General features: G+C 42.4%; 13 protein-coding genes. 7 read left to right on the forward strand and 6 right to left on the reverse strand.

What is annotated here, in order from left to right; genetic code table 11:
• Positions 1 to 6: 6 nt before the first annotated feature.
• Both KI659_RS01700 and KI659_RS01705 read right to left on the reverse strand, forming a co-directional pair.
• Positions 7 to 1044 (reverse strand): AI-2E family transporter, encoded by a 1038-nt coding sequence (locus KI659_RS01700; RefSeq protein WP_213943607.1) that lies wholly within the window; start codon positions 1042 to 1044, stop codon positions 7 to 9.
• A gap of 46 nt (positions 1045 to 1090) precedes the next feature.
• Entirely contained in the window at positions 1091 to 2179 is a 1089-nt protein-coding gene (locus KI659_RS01705) for a bifunctional 3-deoxy-7-phosphoheptulonate synthase/chorismate mutase type II (protein WP_213943608.1), read from the reverse strand.
• A 127-nt stretch (positions 2180 to 2306) separates the two neighbouring features.
• Here KI659_RS01705 and KI659_RS01710 point away from each other — a divergent pair, with 127 nt between their 5' ends.
• From KI659_RS01710 to KI659_RS01740, 7 genes are all read left to right on the forward strand, one after another.
• Entirely contained in the window at positions 2307 to 3500 is a 1194-nt protein-coding gene (locus KI659_RS01710) for a proline dehydrogenase family protein (protein WP_213943609.1), read from the forward strand.
• 24 nt (positions 3501 to 3524) lie between these two features.
• Positions 3525 to 5243 (forward strand): lysine--tRNA ligase, encoded by a 1719-nt coding sequence (gene lysS / locus KI659_RS01715; protein WP_213943610.1) that lies wholly within the window; start codon positions 3525 to 3527, stop codon positions 5241 to 5243.
• 257 nt (positions 5244 to 5500) lie between these two features.
• Positions 5501 to 7438, forward strand: a complete 1938-nt coding sequence (locus KI659_RS01720) for a sialate O-acetylesterase (protein ID WP_213943611.1) — start codon at positions 5501 to 5503, stop codon at positions 7436 to 7438.
• 30 nt (positions 7439 to 7468) lie between these two features.
• Positions 7469 to 9019: a glycoside hydrolase family 43 protein gene (locus tag KI659_RS01725; RefSeq protein WP_213943612.1), complete on the forward strand. Its 1551-nt coding sequence runs from the start codon at positions 7469 to 7471 to the stop codon at positions 9017 to 9019.
• Positions 9020 to 9041: 22 nt separating this feature from the next.
• Positions 9042 to 10412: a family 43 glycosylhydrolase gene (locus KI659_RS01730; RefSeq protein ID WP_213943613.1), complete on the forward strand. Its 1371-nt coding sequence runs from the start codon at positions 9042 to 9044 to the stop codon at positions 10410 to 10412.
• A gap of 37 nt (positions 10413 to 10449) precedes the next feature.
• Positions 10450 to 12162: a glycoside hydrolase family 43 protein gene (locus KI659_RS01735; RefSeq protein WP_213943614.1), complete on the forward strand. Its 1713-nt coding sequence runs from the start codon at positions 10450 to 10452 to the stop codon at positions 12160 to 12162.
• Between the two features lie 117 nt (positions 12163 to 12279).
• Positions 12280 to 13377, forward strand: coding sequence for a glycoside hydrolase family 43 protein (locus KI659_RS01740; protein ID WP_213943615.1), 1098 nt, complete (start codon positions 12280 to 12282; stop codon positions 13375 to 13377).
• A gap of 142 nt (positions 13378 to 13519) precedes the next feature.
• Here the strand turns inward: KI659_RS01740 and xylA are convergent, their stop codons facing one another.
• Genes xylA through KI659_RS01760 form a run of 4 tightly spaced genes read right to left on the reverse strand, consistent with a single transcriptional unit; the run spans position 13520 to position 20927 of the window.
• Complete coding sequence (gene xylA, locus KI659_RS01745; protein WP_213943616.1) at positions 13520 to 14833, reverse strand: xylose isomerase; 1314 nt, start codon at positions 14831 to 14833, stop codon at positions 13520 to 13522.
• A 44-nt stretch (positions 14834 to 14877) separates the two neighbouring features.
• The gene (locus KI659_RS01750) at positions 14878 to 16377 is read right to left on the reverse strand and encodes a xylulokinase (RefSeq protein ID WP_213943617.1); all 1500 of its coding nucleotides are present in this window, start codon (positions 16375 to 16377) and stop codon (positions 14878 to 14880) included.
• A gap of 15 nt (positions 16378 to 16392) precedes the next feature.
• The gene (locus KI659_RS01755; RefSeq protein ID WP_213943618.1) at positions 16393 to 18036 is read right to left on the reverse strand and encodes a sodium/sugar symporter; all 1644 of its coding nucleotides are present in this window, start codon (positions 18034 to 18036) and stop codon (positions 16393 to 16395) included.
• Positions 18037 to 18065: 29 nt separating this feature from the next.
• Entirely contained in the window at positions 18066 to 20927 is a 2862-nt protein-coding gene (locus KI659_RS01760; RefSeq protein ID WP_213943619.1) for a glycosyl hydrolase 115 family protein, read from the reverse strand.
• Positions 20928 to 20938 lie beyond the last annotated feature (11 nt).

Raw genomic sequence — 20938 nt, forward strand, 5'->3', positions numbered from 1 at the left:
TGATCCTTATTTGTTGCTAATGAGTTTGGCTATGGGTTGCATTTTGGGAGTGTGCTCCGCAATGATGCGGAAAATGGCAAAAAGAGGTACAAAAAGAATCATTCCCAAAATTCCCCATAGCATACCGCCGATGATTATCGCAATGATAATATACAAGGGAGCAAGGTTTACCTCATCCCCGATGATGAGGGGTTCCAAAATATAGCTTTCTATCAACTGGATCACCAGCACGACTGCGGCAAAAAATAGGATATAAGAATAATCTTCCCCTTCCACCAGGGTAAAAGCCACGGGAATCACCCCGCTCAGCAGGGGGCCAATGTAGGGTATGATTGTGAGCAATGCTCCCACAACCGTAAATAGCAAAGCAAAACGAACGTCGAAGGATAAAAATGCAACCAAGTACAGGCCACCCAAAATGGACATTACCTTTATCCTTCCCCACAGATAATGATGTGAAACAGTAGCAGACTTGTTAATGACGGATTTGGCCTTTTCCTTTTTCTCCCCGCTATAATCTAAAATGAAAGTTTTGATCCGGCTTCGGTTGGTAAGTAAAAGGAATAGGTAGACATTGGTAAGAAAGAAGTGCCCCAGGGTGGTGAAAAAACCTGTCAAGAAACCTTGAACAAATGCCTGGATCGTTTCGGCAAGGCCTTCAGACCTCTCTTCAAACAAACTGGCCTGTCTTTCTGGAGAGATGCCCGTCATGTTTGCTACACTTTGCTGCAGGGCTGCCAAGAGTTCTTCAAGTTGATCCCCGATTTCAGGAAGGCTTTCTGCAAACTGCCCGAGCTGGGAAACCACCAATACCAGCAAGCCTGAAACCGTCAAATAGACAATTGAGGCACAAATTAATGCGGCAAGCATTCTTGGAAGTCCTTTCTTCTCCAAAAAAATAGCAACAGGCCACATCAGTGTGGCAAAGAAAAAACCAAACACCAAAGGCTTAAGAAACCCAGCGCCCAGGTAGAAAATGGCTACTGTTGCAATGATTAGAAAAAGTATACTGTTTATTTTAAAAATGACCGCTTTCATCATCATATAAAGATGAAAACGGCCATTTTGTTTTTATCCCCACATTGAAAGCTTACTCACCCTCCATTACTTCGGTTTGCTTTTTGATCGATTCGGTATGGATAAGCTTGAAAAGATCCTTGGCAAAAGATTCCTTCAGGTTCAGAGATTTTGCCCATTCAGGACGTGTCTGGAAGACCTTGTTCCACCTTTCCATTTGCAGAATCGCCACGTTGTTGAGCTTTTTATACTGCCCTACTTTTTCCACCAGACTCATCCTTTGACTCAAAAGCTCCAATATTTCCCTGTCAACATGGTCAATCTGCTCCCGGATCACTTCCAACTGGGATTGCAGTTCCGGGTCATCCAAGGCCACTTTCCTGGTTTTTAAATGCTGGAGTAAATTACCCAAACTGCCAGGGGTGAGCTGTTGTGCGGCATCTGACCAGGCCTTGTCGGGCTGGTAATGCGATTCTATAATCAACCCGTCAAAGCTCAGATCAAGTGCTTTTTGGGCAATGTGTTGGATCAGGTCTCTGTTTCCGCAGATATGGCTGGGGTCACATAGTAGCGGTAAATCCGGGAAGAGGGATTTCAACTCTATCGGTATCTGCCAAGTAGGTGAATTACGGTATTTGGTGTCATTGAAATTGGAAAAACCACGATGAATGGCTCCAATGGAAGACACACCCGCTTGGGCGATCCTTTCGATGGCCCCAATCCAAAGGGCAAGGTCCGGGTTGATCGGGTTTTTGATGAGCACCGGAATATCTACTCCCTTGAGGCTATCGGCAATATCCTGTACGGTAAAAGGGTTGACCGTAGACCTTGCGCCGATCCACAAGACATCCATTTCCGCCCTAAGGGCTTCATCCACATGTGCGGGAGAGGCCACCTCGATGGCAAATTTTACCCCATATTTGGCTTTGACTTCCTGGATCCACGGCAGGGCTATTGCCCCTACGCCTTCGAAGCTGTTTGGGCGGGTTCGGGGCTTCCACACGCCCGCCCGTATGGTGCTGATTCCTTGCTCCACCAGCTGCCCGACGGTTTGGTCCAGCTGCTCAGGGGTTTCCACGCTGCAGGGGCCTGCAATGAAGAGGGGGTAGCTGAAATCTTGGTTCCAGTCGCCTATTTTCTTAAGGATCAAATCTTTGTTCATGTATGCTCAAGGGTAATAAATCAATTAACAATTATAAGGCAGTAGGGGTTTTTTTGATATATTTGCATGCGGATAGGGGAGCACCCATGCTACCGGTCCCACCCAAATATACTTTAGAGCATCATGTATGAAAACAGAACCCAAAATTTCCTTTGATGATCTTCAGGTAGCATTTGAATCCAAGACAGACGCAGATTTGAGGAAGATGTACGCCATTTTCGCTACCATGAATAATCAGACTGCCGTCAAGCTGGGCATTAAGATGACAAATTTAGCATTTAAGCTGAAATTTCCAGTAAAGGGCTTGATGAAGGCTACCATGTTTGGCCACTTTTGCGGTGGTGAAACCATTGAAGATTGCCATGGTACCGCCCTGGATCTGGGCAAGTACAACATTGGGTCGATTTTGGATTACTCTGTGGAGGGTGAAGGCGATGAGCAGAGCTATGAGAGTACCAAGATTGAAATCCTCAAGACTATTGAAAAGGCAGCCAACTCCATGCATATTGATTTTGCGGTATTCAAGGTGACGGGCCTGGGGGATTTTGACATCATGACCAAGATTCAGGATAAAGAACCGCTTACCGAAGAGGAGCAGGCGTCTTTTGACAGGCTTAGGGGTAGATTTGACGAACTTTGCAAAGCCGCACATGATGCCAAGGTGAGGATTTTGGTAGATGCCGAGGAAAGCTGGTTCCAGGATGTGATTGACGATATGGTTTATGAAGCCATGGAGAAATACAACAAGGAAACCGCTATCGTGTACAACACCTACCAGATGTACCGTCACGATATGCTCCAGAGACTGAAAGGCGCACACTTGGACGCGGTGGCCAAGCAGTATTACCTGGGTGTGAAGTTGGTGAGAGGCGCCTACATGGAAAAAGAAAGACAAAGGGCTTTGGATATGGGCTACGAAAGCCCAATTCAGCCGACAAAAGAAGCTGCGGATAAGGATTATAACGATGCCTTGCAGTTTTGCATAAATAATAAACAAAGGGTGTTTCTTGTAAGCGGGTCACACAACGAACTAAGCAATATCATGCTGACCGAGTTGATGTCCCTGCACGGCTTGAAGCCCAATGATGAGAGGATTTACTTTGCGCAATTATTTGGCATGAGTGACAATATCTCATACAACCTGGCCAAGGGCGGCTATAATGTAATGAAGTATGTTCCTTATGGGCCTGTGGAAAGCGTGATGCCCTATCTGGCACGTCGGGCGGAGGAAAATACGAGTATTTCGGGCCAGTCTAGCCGGGAATTTGATTTGATCAAAAAGGAAATTGCGCGTAGAAGAGCGATTAAGAATAATAAATAAAGCAGTAAAAATTCACCTATATCAATGCAATTATTAAGCGAGCAGGAATTAGAGCGAAGAAAAGACCGTGAAGAATTGATGAAGCTGGGGATCAATCCCTATCCGGCCGAGTCTTTTCCTATCAATGTCACCGCGAGCGATATTCATAGAAACTACGAAAATAGAAAGAACGACTATAAAAGCGTATCCATTGCTGGCAGGCTGATGAGCCGCAGGATAATGGGTTCGGCCTCATTTGCCGAAATCCAGGATTCCACGGGCAGGTTGCAGATTTACATCAGAAGGGATGATATCTGCCCAGAGGATGATAAAACTTTCTACAATACGGTGTTCAAAAAGCTTTTGGGCATCGGGGATTTCATCGGGGTGAAAGGGTATATTTTCACCACCCAAACCGGCGAGATTTCACTGCATGTTACAGAATTGAAAATTCTTTCCAAATCCGTAAAACCGCTTCCAGTGGTGAAAAGAGATGAGGAGGGCAATGTATACGATGGCTTTACCGATCCTGAACTTCGATACAGACAGCGGTATGTGGACCTTACGGTAAATCCTGAAGTGAAGGATGTGTTTGTGACCCGCTCAAGGATCATTTCCAACATGAGAAGGTACTTTGACGATCACAACTGGTTGGAGGTGGAAACCCCTATCCTTCAGGCCGTCCATGGTGGAGCAGCGGCCCGTCCGTTCAACACTTTTCACAACACTTTGGATATGCCTTTGTATCTAAGGATTGCCAATGAGTTATATCTTAAGAGGTTGATCGTTGGCGGTTTTGATGGCGTGTACGAGTTTGGGAAAATGTTCCGTAATGAAGGTATGGACAGAACGCATAATCCTGAGTTTACCTCCATGGAAATCTATGTAGCCTACAAGGACTACATCTGGATGATGGAAATGGTGGAAGACTTGTTGGAAAAGGTTACTGTATCCGTTCACGGAAAGTCTACCGTCAAGGTGGGCGACAAGGAAATTGATTTTGCCGGGCCTTACCGCAGATTAAGCATGTACGATTCCATCAAGGAATACGCGGATGTGGATGTAAGCAAGATGGATGAAGAAGGGCTACGCAAGGTTTGCGCTGACTTTGGAATCGAAGTGGATGATACCATGGGCCGTGGAAAACTTATTGACGAGATTTTCGGTGATAAGGTGGAGGCACATTTGATCCAGCCAACTTATATTACAGATTATCCAATTGAGATGACGCCTTTGGCGAAAAAGCACAGAACCGAGGAAGGCCTCGTAGAAAGGTTCGAGCTTTTTGTCAACGGTAAGGAAATAGCCAATGCTTATTCTGAGCTTAATGATCCGATCGATCAGCGTGAAAGGTTTGAGGAGCAGTTGAAGCTGGCTGAAAGAGGTGATGATGAGGCCATGGCCATGGATGAGGATTTCTTGAGATCCTTGGAGTATGGTATGCCACCCACATCCGGTTTGGGTATCGGTATAGATAGGTTAACCATGTTGCTGACCAACAAGTCGACTATACAGGAAGTGCTTTTCTTCCCTCAGATGAGACCTGAGAAGAAAGTTAGCATCGCCACCGACGAGGATTTCATCAAGCGCGGCATAGATCCCGCCCTGATCCCGGCAATTCGCGATCTGAACATCCATACCATTGAGCAATTGAAGGAGCAAGACGTAAACAAACTCTTCAACGACGTATGTGGCAAGCGCAAAAAACTGAAACTCGACGCCAAAAACCCTTCCAAAGAGGAAGTGGCCAAATGGGTTGAATAGAGGATTTATATCGTACTAAATTCAAGAACACCTTTCGGAAAAATCCGAGAGGTGTTTTTTTTTGTCCAATTTTGACACTGGAAATACGATGATATTTTTGATTTCCTTAAGTGTCAAAATGACAATATTAAAATGAAATCGGTTGCATTTTATAATTTTTTTTATGAAGTTTAGTTTCTGGATGGTTTGGAGAAGGAAGTTACTTCTGATTCAGCTGACTATTAAATCCTTATTTGCCCAAAATACCCTTATCAAAAATGAAAATCAGGCTATACCTCATTGTAGTCGCCTTATTGTCTTCTGCACTTACCTCAGTAAGAGCAGAACTAAGGCTGCCCAAGCTTATCAGTTCCAATATGGTGATCCAGCGGGATGTTGAAAACCGAATTTGGGGATGGTCTGATGCTGGGAGCCAAATGCAGGTGAGTTTGAATGGACTGATAGAGAAGACCACCACCAATGAAAGTGGCGTATGGCAGGTTCAATTACCCCCAATGCCACATGGTGGGCCCTATGATTTGGAGGTTCTGGGCATTGATGAAAAAATCGTTCTGAGCAATATTTATGTAGGGGATGTGTTTTTTGCCTCAGGACAGTCTAACATGGAAACCACCATGGCACGCGTAGAGCCCATGTTTCCAGAGGAGTTTGAGAATTTTAAAAAGTCAACCATTCGATATTTCAATGTTCCAGATGCTTATGATTTTGATGAAGTAAGAGATGATCTACCTGGTGGGGAATGGATTGAAATAACTAGTGAAAACCTTCGGTCTGTAGCCGCAGTCCCGTATTTCTTTGCCAAAAAAATACATGAGCAACATGACATACCTATCGGGATTATCAATTCCAGCGTGGGAGGTTCACCTATTCAGTCTTGGCTTAGGGAGGAAGATTTAGAGCGTTTCCCAGAAGATCTTAAAGAAGCAAGACACTTTAAAAATGATAGTGCTATTCGAGCTGTTGAAGAGCATGACCGCGAACAAAGAGAAAAGTGGATCAGTGATTTAAATTCAAGAGATAAAGGGTTGTCTGAGGATAAGGAGGCGTGGCTTAATTTCGACTCAGAAGGTTGGCATCTTATGGAAGAGTTGGACTTATTTCCTCAAGAGGATGGTCGATTTGGCCCAGGTGTATATTGGTTTGCCAAAAGAATAGAAATAGAGGGAAAAGATATCGAAGAGCTGACCGGTAAATTGCTTTTGGGTACTATTATCGACCGCGATGAGGTCTATATAAACGGCCATTTTATTGGAAGCACAGGTTATAGATACCCTCCAAGAAGGTATGATGTCCCCGCAGGAGTACTCCATTCAGGAAGCAATTTAATTTTGGTTAGAGTAATAAGTGATAAGGGTAAAGGTGGTTTTGTTACCAACAAACCTTATTCGCTAAAAATCGGAGAGCAATTAATTGATTTGAGCACTTCTTGGAAGTTTAAAGTGGGTGCTGAAATGCCGCCGTCCCCCGATGAAACGAACATCAAGCTTAAGCCTTTGGGCCTCTACAATGCCATGGTTGCCCCTGTTCATTTTTTTAGGATTTCCGCAGTTCTTTGGTACCAAGGGGAGTCTAACGTAGGTAAGGAGGATAAGTACAAATTACAATTTGAGGCTTTAGTCAACGGGTGGAGGAAGGAATGGGAAATGGATGAATTGCCATTTTTATACGTCCAATTGCCCAACTACATGGAAGCAAAAGATAAACCTCATGAAAGCAGCTGGGCAAGTTTTCGGGAAATGCAAAGAAAGAGCCTTTCAATTGCAAATACTGGGATGGCCATTACAATTGATGTAGGCGAAGCTAATGATATACACCCGCTGGATAAAAAATCAGTGGGCGAAAGGCTAGCACTTCAGGCCAATAGGCTGGTTTATAAAAAGGAGGAAAGGGTCTTTTCGGGGCCACTTGTGAAAGAAGTAAAAAAGAATGATAACCAGTTGCTTATTTCTTTTTTTGAGGCAGGAAATGAATTAAAAACCTTTAATGGGGAAAAATTGGGCGGGTTTTCATTGGGCAATGAAACTGGAGATTTTTTCTGGGTGAGTGCCGAAATCAAAGGGGAGAACGTGGTAATAGACCTTGATGGTTTGGAAAATGTCTCAAGGTTACGATATGCTTGGGCGGATAATCCTGCAAATGCAAACCTAATCAATTCGGAGGGCTTGCCTGCCAGTCCTTTTGAGATTGAATTTTAATTGAAGATACTATCTAAATAATACGAGGGAATGAACATTTTTAGATACCTATATATACTATTGGTTTTTTTTACATCAACTACCATACTGTATTCTCAGTCTGCAGCCAATCCTGTCATTTATGCTGATGTGCCGGATATGTCAATAATTAAGGTAGGCGACAACTACTACATGAGTAGTACAACGATGCATTTGAGCCCGGGTGTGCCCATAATGAAATCAAAGGATTTGGTCAATTGGCAACTTGTAAATTATGCCTATGATATTCTTGAGGATAATGACGTATTAACTTTGGAAGAGGGGAAAAACGCATATGGCCGCGGTTCTTGGGCCAGCTCTTTGAGATTTCACGAAGGGAGATTTTATGTGAGTACATTTTCACAATCCACCTCCAAAACACACATTTTTTTCACTGATGACATTGAAAATGGGCCTTGGGAGCGGGTTGAATTTTCTCCGTCTCTTCATGATCATACACTGTTTTTTGACAACGGAAAAAATTATATAATATGGGGAAATGGGGTCATCAAAATTGCTGAACTGCAGGACGATTTATCCGATGTCAAGCCTGGATCGGAAAGGATTCTTCTCAAAAATGCCTCATTACCGGCAGGAGACGAGTTTATTTTGGAGGCAGAAGGGTCTCAAATATTTAAGATTGACAATAATTATTACCTGATGAATATCGCTTGGCCAAAGGATGGGATGAGGACGGTAATAATTCATAAATCGGATAAACTGGAAGGTCCATATGAAGGCAGATTGGCTCTACAAGATAAAGGAGTGGCCCAAGGAGGTTTGATCCAAGCTCCAAATGAGCAATGGATGGCGTATCTGTTTCAAGATAATGGTGCCGTCGGCCGCACCCCATATTTGGTTCCCGTTACTTGGGTAGATGGGTGGCCTGTATTTGGAATTGATGGAAAAGTCCCTCTTGAGCTTGACCTTCCCGAAAACGAAGGATTAATTTCAGGAATAGTGGCGTCAGATGATTTTAAGAGATCTCAAGACGAGCCAGATCTACCTTTGGTGTGGCAATGGAATCACAATCCTGTGGAGAAGTTATGGTCAATAGATCGAGAGTTGGGAGTTTTGAAAATGCAGACAGATAGAGTTGACTCATCGATATATTCTGCCAGAAACACTTTGACACAGCGGACTATTGGCCCTGAAAGTATGGCAACTACCAAATTGAATATTTCTGGAATGAAAAACGGGGATGTTGCCGGGTTAACCTTGTTTCAGCAAAACTATGGTTTTATAGGCGTCAGGAAAACAGATGATGATTTTTATCTAATTAATCAAAATTGGGATGCAGAAGAAGTGTCAGTCAAAATTAACACTCCATCTGTTTGGGTTCGGGCCAGATGTGACTTCAAAGACAGGAATGATATAGGTTATTTTGATTATAGCCTGGATGAAGGCGAAAGCTGGGAACAATTAGGCGAAGCTTTATCGATGAAATATACTTTGCCGCACTTCATGGGCTATAGATATGGGTTGTTTTACTACTCCTCCAGTACTCCTGGAGGTCAAGTGGAGTTTGGTTTTTTTGATATTAAAGATTCAATTGAATTATAATAAAATTTAAGAAAGAGTAATAATGGGAAGAAAAATCCTTTGCTTCATTGTACTAAATCTGATTATCAGTTTAGCCTGTTTAGGGCAGAATCCTTTAATTAGAGATCAGTTTACTGCAGATCCCTCAGCAAGAGTAATTGGTGATAAAATTTATGTTTTTCCATCTCACGACATCAAATGTGAAAGCACCCAAGGCAGACCAAATTGGTTCTGTATGGAGGATTATCACGTTTTTTCGTCTGCTAATTTAACAGACTGGGAAGACCACGGGGTTATCGTGAGCCAATACGATGTGCCATGGGCTGATTCGGAATCCTTTAGTATGTGGGCTCCAGACGCGATTGAAAAAGAAGGTAAATTTTATTTCTATTTTCCCAGTAAATATAAAGGTCATCAGGAAGTAGAAAATAATCCAAATATTAACGGTTCAAGTTTTAAGATAGGAGTAGCGGTTGCTGATAATCCAGAGGGGCCATATAATGTGGAGGAACGACCTATTGCGGGTGTTGACGGCATTGACCCGAATGTATTCATTGATAAAGATGGGCAAGGATATCTTTTTTGGTCGCAACACGACTTTTTTGGAGCCAAGCTAAAAGATAATATGATAGAATTGGAAGGGGAGCCCAAGACATTAAAATCATTTCCAGCGGAAGGCCTAAAGGAAGGGCCGTTTATTTTTGAACGTAATGGTGTTTATTATATGACATATCCCCATGTCGAAAACAAAACTGAAAGGATTGAATATGCAACTGCAGAGCACCCGCTTGGACCTTACACTTATAAAGGAGTCATCATGGATGAATCACCTACTGGATGCTGGACAAACCACCAATCAATAGTGGAATATGGGGATCAGTGGTATCTTTTTTATCATCATAATGATTACTCTCCAGACTTTGATAAAAACAGGTCCATTAGGGCGGATAGTCTATTCTTCACCGATGATGGGCTGATTAAGAAAGTAAAACCCACCTATAGAGGAATTGGATTGACTTCAGCAAGTAGTATGATTCAATTAGATAGATACAGCGAGAAAAGTGCAAATGGCTATAGCTTTTCATTTTTGGATGAAAACAATCCTTTTCAGGGATGGAAATCTGTCTTTTCTTCCGGTGATTCCTGGGTACGGTATAATAGTGTAGATTTTGGTAAAAGTAACCCTAATCATATAAGTGCCAGACTAAAATTCCAAAAAGCTTCAGGAGAATTGGAAATTAAGGCTGTCGGTGATAATGGTGAGGTTGTTCTCTCCTCCTTGCAAATTGACAACCAAAGTGATTGGACGATCAAAACTAGTGATTTAATAACTAGCGTGGTGGGCCTACAAGATATAATAGTGACTTACAAGGGCGAGGGGCATGTCGAGGTTGACTGGATTACATTTAATTGATTTTGGAAGTATTAAAACAAAAAACAATATAAGGTTTATGGAAAATAGATTCTCAATTTTATTTCTGATTCTGCTAAGTTTTGGTTTTCTAAAAGATGCCAATGCACAATCAGCACAAAACAAGCCTGTTTTTGCTAAAGCAGTGTATAAGGGGTTAGATGAAGTATATGAAAAACACCCTTTGAGTGAGGGAGAGTTTTATAGTCCCATTTTACAAGGTACTTACCCCGATCCTGCCATCACAAGAAAGGGCGATGATTATTTTATGGTAGTATCCTCTTTTGCGATGTTTCCGGGTGTTCCCATTTTTCACTCCAATGATTTAGTCAATTGGAAGCAAATAGGGCATGTTCTAGATAGAAAATCCCAATTGAAAGTACATGATACTGGAATCAGTATGGGGATTTATGCTCCAGATATAAAGTATAACCCTTCCAATGATACTTTTTATATGATCACCACTCAGTTTGCTGGAGGTTTTGGGAATATTGTTGTCAAGACCCAGGATCCTTTCCAGGGGTGGAGTGATCCGATTAAGTTGGATTTTGAAGGGATTGATCCGGGGATGTTTTTTGATGACGACGGCAAGGCCTATGTGGTCCACAATGATGCCCCCAATGAAGGGGAGGAAAGATATCAAGGCCATAGGGTGATCAAAATCTGGGAATATGACTTGGAAAATGATCAAGTTGTGAAAGGTTCGGATAAAATAATCGTAGACGGAGGAGTTGACCCTTCCGCGAATCCGATCTGGATAGAGGCACCGCATATTTACAAAAAGGACGGGAAGTATTTCCTCATGTGTGCTGAAGGTGGTACAGGTGGCAATCACAGTGAGGTGATTTTTAAGGGAGATGCACCCATGGGACCCTATGTTCCGGCCTCAAACAACCCCATCTTAACACAGAGGTACCTCAAAGATAACAGAGAAAATAAAGTGGATTGGGCCGGACATGCAGACCTAGTTGTTGGGCCAGATGATGAGTATTATGCGGTATTTTTGGGCATTAGGCCTAATGAGAAAAATAGAGTCAACACGGGTAGAGAAACCTTTATTCTTCCAGTAGATTGGTCTGGTGAGTTCCCGGTTTTTGAAAACGGTTTGGTCCCCCTGAGGCCCAAATTGAATATGCCTGACGGTGTTACCGAAAATAAACAAGGACAAGATGGCTTTTTCCCAAATGGAAATTTCACCTATGAAGAAAATTTCGATTCAGAAAATCTAGATTATAGATGGATAGGTTTGAGAGGCCCTCGTGAAGACTTTATCCAAATGAATGGGCGTGGTTTGGAGATTGACCCATTTGAGGTCAATATAAAAGAAGTGAAGCCTACCTCGACACTGTTTTATAGACAACAACACAAAAACTTTGAATTCAATACAGAGCTTGCTTACGAACCCCAAAACCAAAATGAGTTGGCGGGAATCTCTGCAGTTCAAAGTGAAAAATTCAACTATGTTTTTGGAGTTACAAATGTAAACGGAGAGAAATATATTGTTTTGGAGCGGACTGAAGATGGGGAATCCCAAATAGTAAAGAGTGAACGAGTAAATTATGATGGCACTATAAAGCTTCAGTTAAAAGCTACTGGTGATGATTACTCCTTTGGGTACGCTTTGGCAGATGGGGATTTCAAGTTTTTTGATGTTTCGGGTGATATTTTATCCACCAATGTAGCAGGTGGTTTTACGGGTAACATGATAGGACTTTACGCCACTACAGCAAATGACGCCTTGCCAATTGAGTGATTAAAACTATCACTTGCAAAAAGTGGATATGTTTTTTTATACAATAATGAAATCGATTTCATTATTGTTTTGATTGAATCGGTTTTTAATTAATTTTGATTTAAAAGAAATTTACGTATGAATTATTTAAAGTTGTTAATAAGGTCCAGTCTAGCATCGGGCATGATAATATGCTTTTCTTGTGAATCCCAAGAAGGCACGTCCGAAAATGTAGAAAGTGACAACAGGTATTATTTAAATGAGCCATTGATAACAGATAACTTTACCGCAGACCCTTCTGCTCATGTTTTTGATGGAAGATTGTACATCTACCCATCTCATGATGTAGAGTCTGTAGTAGAAGAAGATGATTCGGGAGCCCATTTCAATATGCGTGATTACCATGTTTATTCCATGGCAGAAGTCGGGGGTGAGGTGGTAGATCATGGAAAGGTCTTGGATGTCGATGATGTGCCTTGGGCTAAAAGACAAATGTGGGCTCCTGATGCAGCCAAGAAGGATGGGAAGTATTATTTATATTTTCCAGCCAAAGATCACGATGATATATTTCGCTTGGGAGTAGCGGTGGCAGATTCGCCTGAAGGGCCATTTACACCCCAGCCAGAACCGATGGAGGGAAGCTACAGTATTGACCCTGCCGTATTTGAGGATGCAGACGGGCAACATTACATTTATTGGGGTGGAATTTGGGGTGGACAGCTACAAAAATGGAGGACTGGTGAGTATGTATCCACCAGCTCAAACCCTTATGCCGATGAGCCTGCCGGGGACAAACCTGCTATTGCCCCAAAAGTGGCTAAGTTAAGTGATGATATGCTGCAATTTGATGAGGAGCCTAGGGATGTGAAAATCATCGATAAGGATGGTAACCCTATTTTAGCTGGAGATCATGAAAAGAGGTTTTTCGAAGCTGCTTGGGTTCATCACTATAATGATAAATATTATTTCTCGTATTCAACAGGGGATACACATAATATAGCTTACGCAATAGGGGATTCTCCATATGGTCCATTTACTTATCAGGGGGTTGTACTTAAACCTGTAGAGGGGTGGACAAACCACCATTCTATCGCGGAGTTTGACGGTCAGTGGTATATCTTTTATCATGATACAGAGCTCTCTGGGAAAACTCACTTACGAAACATTAAAATGGCTGAGCTAAACCACAGGCCAGACGGGACAATCGAAACCATCGATCCCCAAAGAAGAAACTAATTTTGGGTTTAATTAAAAAACTGGTTTTCATTGAAAGCCAGTTTTTTTTGACAAAAAAAGCCAAGCTATTTTTGAAATTGCTTGGCTTTTTAATTAGTTGTAAATCCCATTTTAGAAAGATAACTAATATGGGTATGTTATATTAGATGTATTGATTTAATAGATTTTCATACATTTCTTGCTTACCACTTTTTGATGTCGGTTCGCCGGTATCAATTGCATGCTGTCGCAGGTCCTCAAGGGTCAAATTACCAGCTTCAAATTCTTTACCTTTTCCTTCATCAAATGATGCATAGCGGTCCTTTCTCCAAGATTTGTATGCTGATTTTTCCAAGATGTCATTGGCTATAAGCAAGGCTCTAGCAAAAGCATCCATGCTGCCAATGTGGGCGTGAAACAGGTCTTCTAAATCTGTAGAGTTTCTTCGAAGTTTAGCATCAAAATTAACCCCACCTCCTTGAATTCCTCCTGATTCCAGGATTACAAGCAATGATTCCGTCAATTCTTGTAGGTTTAAAGCAAATTGATCGGTGTCCCAGCCGTTTTGGTAATCACCTCTGTTGGCATCTATGCTACCTAGCATATCTGCATCTGCAGCCACTTGAAGTTCGTGTTGGAAAGTATGGCCTGCCAAAGTCGCGTGGTTGACTTCCAGGTTAAGCTTAAAGTCTTTTTCTAAGCCATAATGCCTCAAAAAGCCAATCACAGTAGCAGCATCATAATCATATTGATGCTTGGTAGGCTCCATTGGTTTAGGTTCGATCAGGAAATTACCATTGAAACCTTGCTTGCGGCCATAATCTCTAGCCATTTTAAGGAATTGTGCTAAATGCTCAGTCTCCCTTTTCATGTCTGTATTGAGCAAGGACATATATCCTTCTCTTCCTCCCCAAAACACATAATTTTCTCCACCAAGTGCGATAGTAGCATCAATGGAGTTTTTGACTTGTGTAGCGGCCCAAGAAACCACGTTAAAATCCGGGTTTGTGGAAGCTCCGTTCATATAGCGAGGGTTGCTGAACACATTTGCAGTTCCCCAAAGAAGCTTAATACCAGTTTCTTTTTGCTTTTGTTTGGCATACTCGGTGATTGCCTTCATTCTGCTTTCGTACTCAGCAATGGTGGATGCCTCATCTACCAAATCTACATCATGAAAGCAGTAATAAGGAGCTCCCAGCTTTTGGATAAACTCGAATGCCGCGTCCATTTTGTCCTTTGCCCGCTGAATTGGGTCTTCGGCTTTATCCCATTCAAATTCCTTGGTGCCTGGCCCAAATGGGTCGTCACCTTTTGCATTGAATGAATGCCAATAAGCAATTGCAAACTTAAAGTGGTCTTTCATGGTCTTGCCTGCCACCACTTTGTTTTCATCATAGTATTTGAAGGCAAATGGATTATCGGAATCCTTGCCCTCAAATTTGATTTTGTCAACAGTTGGGAAATAGTTTTTAGACATATTATTAAAATATTTTAAGTTTTGAATATTTGGCGGTTGCCAGTTTATAGGTTGTTTTTCAATTTGTTTAGATATTGATTCCAAGTACTATATACTTCCTGATAAGCTTGAGTATCTGATGCATTGGGAGTTATCAAGGCTAGTCTTTCCAATCCATGAAAGGCATCCTCTTCATTTCCATACAGCCCAATTCCAATTCCGGCTCCCCTTGCTGCTCCTTGGGAGCCATCAGTATCATAGAGTTCCAGATCCACATCATTCATGTTGACAAAGGCTTTTCTAAATAGTGGGCTCAAAAACATGTTGGCATTCCCCGCTTTTACTGTTTTAAGATTCAATCCCATGTTTTTCATGATTGAAAAGCCATAGGTTAAAGAGCAAACTATGCCTTCTTGGGCAGCACGTAACAGATGCCTTCTGTCATGCTTTAGAAAGTTTAGTCCATTCAAATGTGCGTCAACGGGCTGGTTTTCCATGATTCTTTCTGCGCCGTTGCCAAATGGAATGATGGAAAGTCCTTCTGATCCAATAGGAATTTCGCTAGCGAGGTTATTCATTTCCTCATAGTCCAAACTGCTGTTGCCTAGGTTTTTCTTCATCCAGGAATTAAGGATTCCCGTCCCATTGATACATGCTAACACCCCGTAACTTGGGTTTTCCGGGCGGTGATTAACATGGACGAAAGAATTGACGCGCGATTTGGGGTCATATACCGGTTGGTCGATCACGCCAAAGACAGTGCCTGAGGTACCGGCCGTGGTGGCTATTTCCCCAACTTTTAAGACATTTAGAGAAAAGGCATTGTTCGGCTGGTCTCCTGAGCGATAGGCTATGGGAACACCGGCCTCAATCCCAAGCAGTTGTGCCGCCTCTTGGGTTACCTTGCCTTGAAATGAAAACGATGGTACGGCTTCGGGTATCAAAGAGCTGTCGATCCCATAATGGGATAATAGCTTTTCTGAGATGCCGTTGCTTTTAAAATCCCAGAAAATCCCCTCTGATAATCCTGTCTCTGAAGTCAATATTTCACCAGTTAGCTTCATGGCAATGAAATCTCCAGGAAGCATTATTTTGTGGATTTTGCTATAAAGGGATGGCTCATTTTCTTTGATCCACTTCAGTTTGGACGCTGTAAAATTACCTGGAGAGTTTAATAGATTCTTTAGACAGTATTCTTCTCCCAGCTCATTAAATGCCTTGTTGCCAATCTCAACGGCTCTGCTGTCGCACCAGATAATTGATTCCCGGAGGATAATTTGATCCTTGTCCACTACCACAAGCCCATGCATCTGATAGGATATACCTATAGCCTTCAGTTCCCCATTTTTTATATCTGCCATTTTAGTGACAGCATGTGTCGTCTCGATCACATATTTCCACCATGTCATGGGGTCCTGTTCTGCCCAGTTTTTTTGCGGGGAATGAATGGCCATTTCTTCCTTTGGAAGACTTTCCGTTGCCACTACCTTTCCGGTATCAGCATCTAGTAAAGTTGTCTTCACTGAAGAGCTCCCTATGTCGTATCCAATTAATAATCTTCTCATTATAACCTTATATTTCTACCAGAAAACAATATACAAAGCAGCCGTTATCCCTAGGATGATCACTGCCCCTATCTTGAATCCCATACTGGTTTTGAACAAATCTTTTTCTATTGTTATGCCCTTTGGATGATCTTTTCCTTTGCCCTCTAATAAACTAAGCACGATGATAAGTACTGATAAGCTTAGAAAAACTACTCCCATTCTATCCAAAAATGGTAGAAGAGGAAAGATAACTTTTAGCAATACTGACATTGGAATACTTAAAGCTGCTGCGGAGAGTGCGGCATTTGAAGTAGTTTTTTTCCAAAATATCCCGAAGAAGAAAATCGCAAATACCCCAGGGCTAATAAAGCCGGTGTATTCTTGAATAAATTGAAACGCTTGATCCAATTGGCCCAAGGCCGGGGCGACTACTGCCGCTACTATGAAGGCCACAGCAGCAGTAATTCTTCCTACCGTTACCTGTTTTGTTTGGGAAGCATTTTTTTCAAAGTACTTGTTATAAATATCCATGGTGAATATCGTAGAAGTACTATTGGCCATGGATGCAAGTGAAGATACAATGGCGGCTGTAAGTGCTGCAAAGGCCAAACCTTTGAGTCCAACAGGTAATAACTGAAGCAAGGTAGGGTAGGCCCTGTCTGATTTGATTATACCTGTTATGGGGTCTTTCATCGATTCCACAAAAGCTGGATCGATTTCATTCTTAACGATTACCAGCGCGGCAATACCAGGAATTACGACAATCAAAGGCATGAGCAATTTTAAGAATCCAGCAAAAATCATCCCTTTCTGGGCCTCATCCAAACTCTTCGCTGCCAAGGCTCTTTGGGTTATGTACTGATTAAATCCCCAGTAACTTAGATTGGTAATCCACATACCGCCTACTAATACACTGATGCCTGGAAGATCAAGATAGGCATCCCTGGTTCCGCCTTGGCCATCAGGGATCATCATTTCACCCTTGGATAAAATCATGGAAAAATGGCCTGGCACTTCCTTTCTTAGCAAGCCTATACCATCCCAAACATTACCTTCTCCTACCATCATTAGAGCGATGTAAGTAGTGGCCAAGCCTCCTCCAATGAGGAAAAACACCTGGACCACATCCGTCCAAGCCACCGCTTTTAACCCACCATAAATGGAGTAAATCATGGCAAAAAGGGCCAATCCTAAAATGCCATAGGTCATGGGGACATTTAAGATTGTATTTAAGCTTAGGGCTCCTAGGTAAAGAACTGATGTCAAGTTGACAAATACATAAAGCAATAGCCAAAAGATGGCCATAGTAGTTCTTACACGTGTATCATACCTATCCAAAAGAAAGCCGGGCATAGTGTAAATGCCTTTTTTCATATAGACAGGTAAGAAAAACACAGCCACCACAATCAAGGTAACTGCCGCCATCCATTCATAGGTGGATATAGCTAGTCCTAGGGCAAAGCCGGAGCCCGACATGCCTATAAATTGCTCTGCGGAGATGTTGGATGCAATCAAGGAGGCTCCCACTGCCCACCAGGGGAGGGCCTTTGAGGCCAAAAAGTAATCTTGAGAGTTTTTTACGTGCCCTTTCTTTTCCCTGGACACCAGGAGGCCCATTGCGATAATTAATAGACAATAGGCAATGAAAATTACCAGATCTAAGGTTTCGAATAACATTTGGATAATTTGGGTTTTATGTATTTTTATTAATTGACCATAAATTTGCTTTCCGGAGGTCCAAGATAACTCTCTTTTAGCCCGCCGATGTCCAGCACAAACTTTTGAAACACCACACCAGGGTCGATAAACCAAACCTTAATTGTATGTTTCCCTTTTTTATTTATGGTGTGTTCGCTAGTCTGAATATTGATGTTGTTGGCTACCCAATTATTCCACTGCTTTCCACTGCTGTCTTTGTTGATTGAAATAATTTGAGGGTTTTGGTCATTAATAGAAACGGCAAACCTTATCCCTTCTGGTAAGTCTAGGTAATTAAGTGTTGGAGACAAATAAGTATGCATCAAGACCTTTCCGTGTGTTTCCACATAGATATCATATTCCAAATAATTCATCATTTCTTCTGTATCGTCACTATTATCCGACACAGGAATCACGGCTGAGCCCGTACGGCCTAGGTCCGACACTGTTTGCCATCTAAAGGGTGTCACCTCATGTTTGGCTGTGAAATTCGGTGCTTCAATCGAAATTACCCCATTATTTTCCACAAACCCTTTAAAATTTTCAGGTAAATTCATTTGCTGCAATGGGACCGAAATTGTGGTTTGTTCTTCACCAGAAGCGATCGTAATCGAAGTTGAAGTTTGCCCTTGAGGAACCTTATCCCAATCCACTTCCAATTTGATCCGAGTCTGATCAGGTGTGATACCTTTTTTCTCCGACACCATTATCCAAGATTCCTCTGGCTTGATTTCAAATGATAAATTCTCATTGCCCCTATTGAATATTTCAAAATAGTGATTTTTGGGACCAAAAGGAGAAATTGAAGGAAAGGCTAATTGCTCAGCTTGTGGGTAAAATTCTTTCGAAAACGGTACAGCCACCCCAAGTGATGCATATTCTTGTGGCGTATGGCTTTTCACCTCAGGCATCACATTTTCTTCAGGTTGCTGCCAGTACGTATAGCCAATATGGGTTTGGTCCATCATATGGCTCCATTTCCCATCAGCGAGTTCTTCGTTATAATACCTGCTTAATTCAGCATCACGCTCAAATAGCTCTTTAGCCTTTTCGGCCATCTCATTGGTTAACTTTCGGCCCTGTAATTCATATAAGTGGTTCTTGGCGACTGTGAAGTAGAGCTCGTTCAAATTGGAACAAGCCAATATGGGGAACAACACCAATTGGTAATAAGCATCTCTGTATTCCTCAGGGATGATTTGATTAACCTCTTCTGCCAGATCAGCTAATGTATTATATTCTTCGACTACTCTTTCCCACTCATTGTAGTTTGCCAATGAGTAAGTGTGCTGGTCCAGTAGTTCAGGCTTGCGGCGCCCATTATATTTGGTGTATTTGTCAAGAAGGTGGCCGATTTCGGTGGCAAATTCAGGTCCGAATACTCTAGAAGCCCATTCTGTCGAATAGTTGGCCACTCTGTCTGCTGGATATGCGGAGGGATTCCAAGCATAATCCAAGAAAAATGTGGTGGGAAGCTCCATAGGTTTAATATCTCCCACGTTGACAATCCAAAGCTCTTCTACTCCATGGTTGTAGGTGAGCTGCATTTGCTCCCAAACCCGGCTTATGGGATTTGTGTTAAGCCATTTATAATTCCGAGGCCCCCCGACGTAATCAAAATGGTAATACATGCCAAATCCTCCTTTTCTGGTATTGTCTCCCATGGCAGGAAGCTTCCTTACATTGCCCCAGTTGTCATCGGCAAGAAGTAAGGTGACATCATCGGGAACCCGCATGCCTTGATCATAATAATCTTGCACTTCTTTGTAAAGAGCCCATACCTGTGGCGTTTCGGTAATGGGTTTATTGGTGACTTCAGAAATAATTTCTCGTTGGTCGGCTACAATTCTTTCCAACAGCTCAATGTTGTTTTCTTCAGACATCGGTTCGTCTCCATCGCCTCTCATTCCCAAAGTGACCACACTTTCATAGTCACCCATTCTCTCAATTCCCTCCCTCCAGAATTCTCTCAAAACTTCTGGGTTAGTATCATAATTCCAATCGCCCTCTCCATACCTGCTCCACTCCACATGCGCTCGCATGAGTGGTTCATGGTGGGAGGTTCCAATCACGACACCATATTGGTCTGCCAATTCAGGGCTGAGTGGATCATCGTCATATATGGCACGTCCCCACATGGCTGGCCAAAGGTAATTGCCTTTTAGCCGTAGGATCAGTTCGAACACATGTGAGTAAAACTTATGGTTAAAGCCACCGAATTTTTCTTCCGCCCATCCTGCCAACGCAGGCGCCTCATCATTAATAAAGATCCCTCGATATTTTACTGCCGGGGTGCCTTGAGAATGGCGTCCATTAACTACAAATAATTTTCCACTTTTGCGTACAGGTACATCTGCCCACCAATACCAGGGGTTCACACCGATTTGTTCGGAAATCTCGTAAATACCAAAAATTGTCCCTCTTTTGTCGCTTCCTGCAATGACTAGAGCCTCTGGGACATCTTCCATTGGGTTTTGAATGGTTTGAATAAGATAGGTCTCCCATTTGCCACCAACATCACTGATGTCCAACTTTCCATCCTTTATCAATTGGTCAATAATGCTGCTTTTTCCTATTGTCCCAACAATGACAATAGAAGAGGCCTTTTTTACCTCGGCAGTTTGGTCCAATGAAGGTTTCTTGCCGGTAACCCTCTCGATATCCTTTTGCAGGTTTTCAGCGGCAATCTTTACTCCATCATGTTCGTTTTGGGCCAATACAAGTATGGCAGGCTCCTCATCTACCAAAGGAAATCTATCCGGTCCTTTTTCTGAAAAAACAATCTTACTTCGTTGAAACCCTTGTGTATAGCTAGGTAATAAACATGTGAAAGCTAAAAAACAGGCAAGAGCTAAATGTTTTTTTATCATCTTGTCTGGGT

The sequence above is a fragment of the Litoribacter ruber genome, assembly GCF_018449405.1.
Lineage (GTDB): Bacteria > Bacteroidota > Bacteroidia > Cytophagales > Cyclobacteriaceae > Litoribacter > Litoribacter ruber.

Coding starts and splice junctions, on each gene's coding strand:
- KI659_RS01700 (WP_213943607.1), bottom strand. CDS start 1,044: ATGATGATGAAAGCGGTCATTTTTAAAATAAACAGTATACTTTTTCTA.
- KI659_RS01705 (WP_213943608.1), bottom strand. CDS start 2,179: ATGAACAAAGATTTGATCCTTAAGAAAATAGGCGACTGGAACCAAGAT.
- KI659_RS01710 (WP_213943609.1), top strand. CDS start 2,307: ATGAAAACAGAACCCAAAATTTCCTTTGATGATCTTCAGGTAGCATTT.
- lysS (WP_213943610.1), top strand. CDS start 3,525: ATGCAATTATTAAGCGAGCAGGAATTAGAGCGAAGAAAAGACCGTGAA.
- KI659_RS01720 (WP_213943611.1), top strand. CDS start 5,501: ATGAAAATCAGGCTATACCTCATTGTAGTCGCCTTATTGTCTTCTGCA.
- KI659_RS01725 (WP_213943612.1), top strand. CDS start 7,469: ATGAACATTTTTAGATACCTATATATACTATTGGTTTTTTTTACATCA.
- KI659_RS01730 (WP_213943613.1), top strand. CDS start 9,042: ATGGGAAGAAAAATCCTTTGCTTCATTGTACTAAATCTGATTATCAGT.
- KI659_RS01735 (WP_213943614.1), top strand. CDS start 10,450: ATGGAAAATAGATTCTCAATTTTATTTCTGATTCTGCTAAGTTTTGGT.
- KI659_RS01740 (WP_213943615.1), top strand. CDS start 12,280: ATGAATTATTTAAAGTTGTTAATAAGGTCCAGTCTAGCATCGGGCATG.
- xylA (WP_213943616.1), bottom strand. CDS start 14,833: ATGTCTAAAAACTATTTCCCAACTGTTGACAAAATCAAATTTGAGGGC.
- KI659_RS01750 (WP_213943617.1), bottom strand. CDS start 16,377: ATGAGAAGATTATTAATTGGATACGACATAGGGAGCTCTTCAGTGAAG.
- KI659_RS01755 (WP_213943618.1), bottom strand. CDS start 18,036: ATGTTATTCGAAACCTTAGATCTGGTAATTTTCATTGCCTATTGTCTA.
- KI659_RS01760 (WP_213943619.1), bottom strand. CDS start 20,927: ATGATAAAAAAACATTTAGCTCTTGCCTGTTTTTTAGCTTTCACATGT.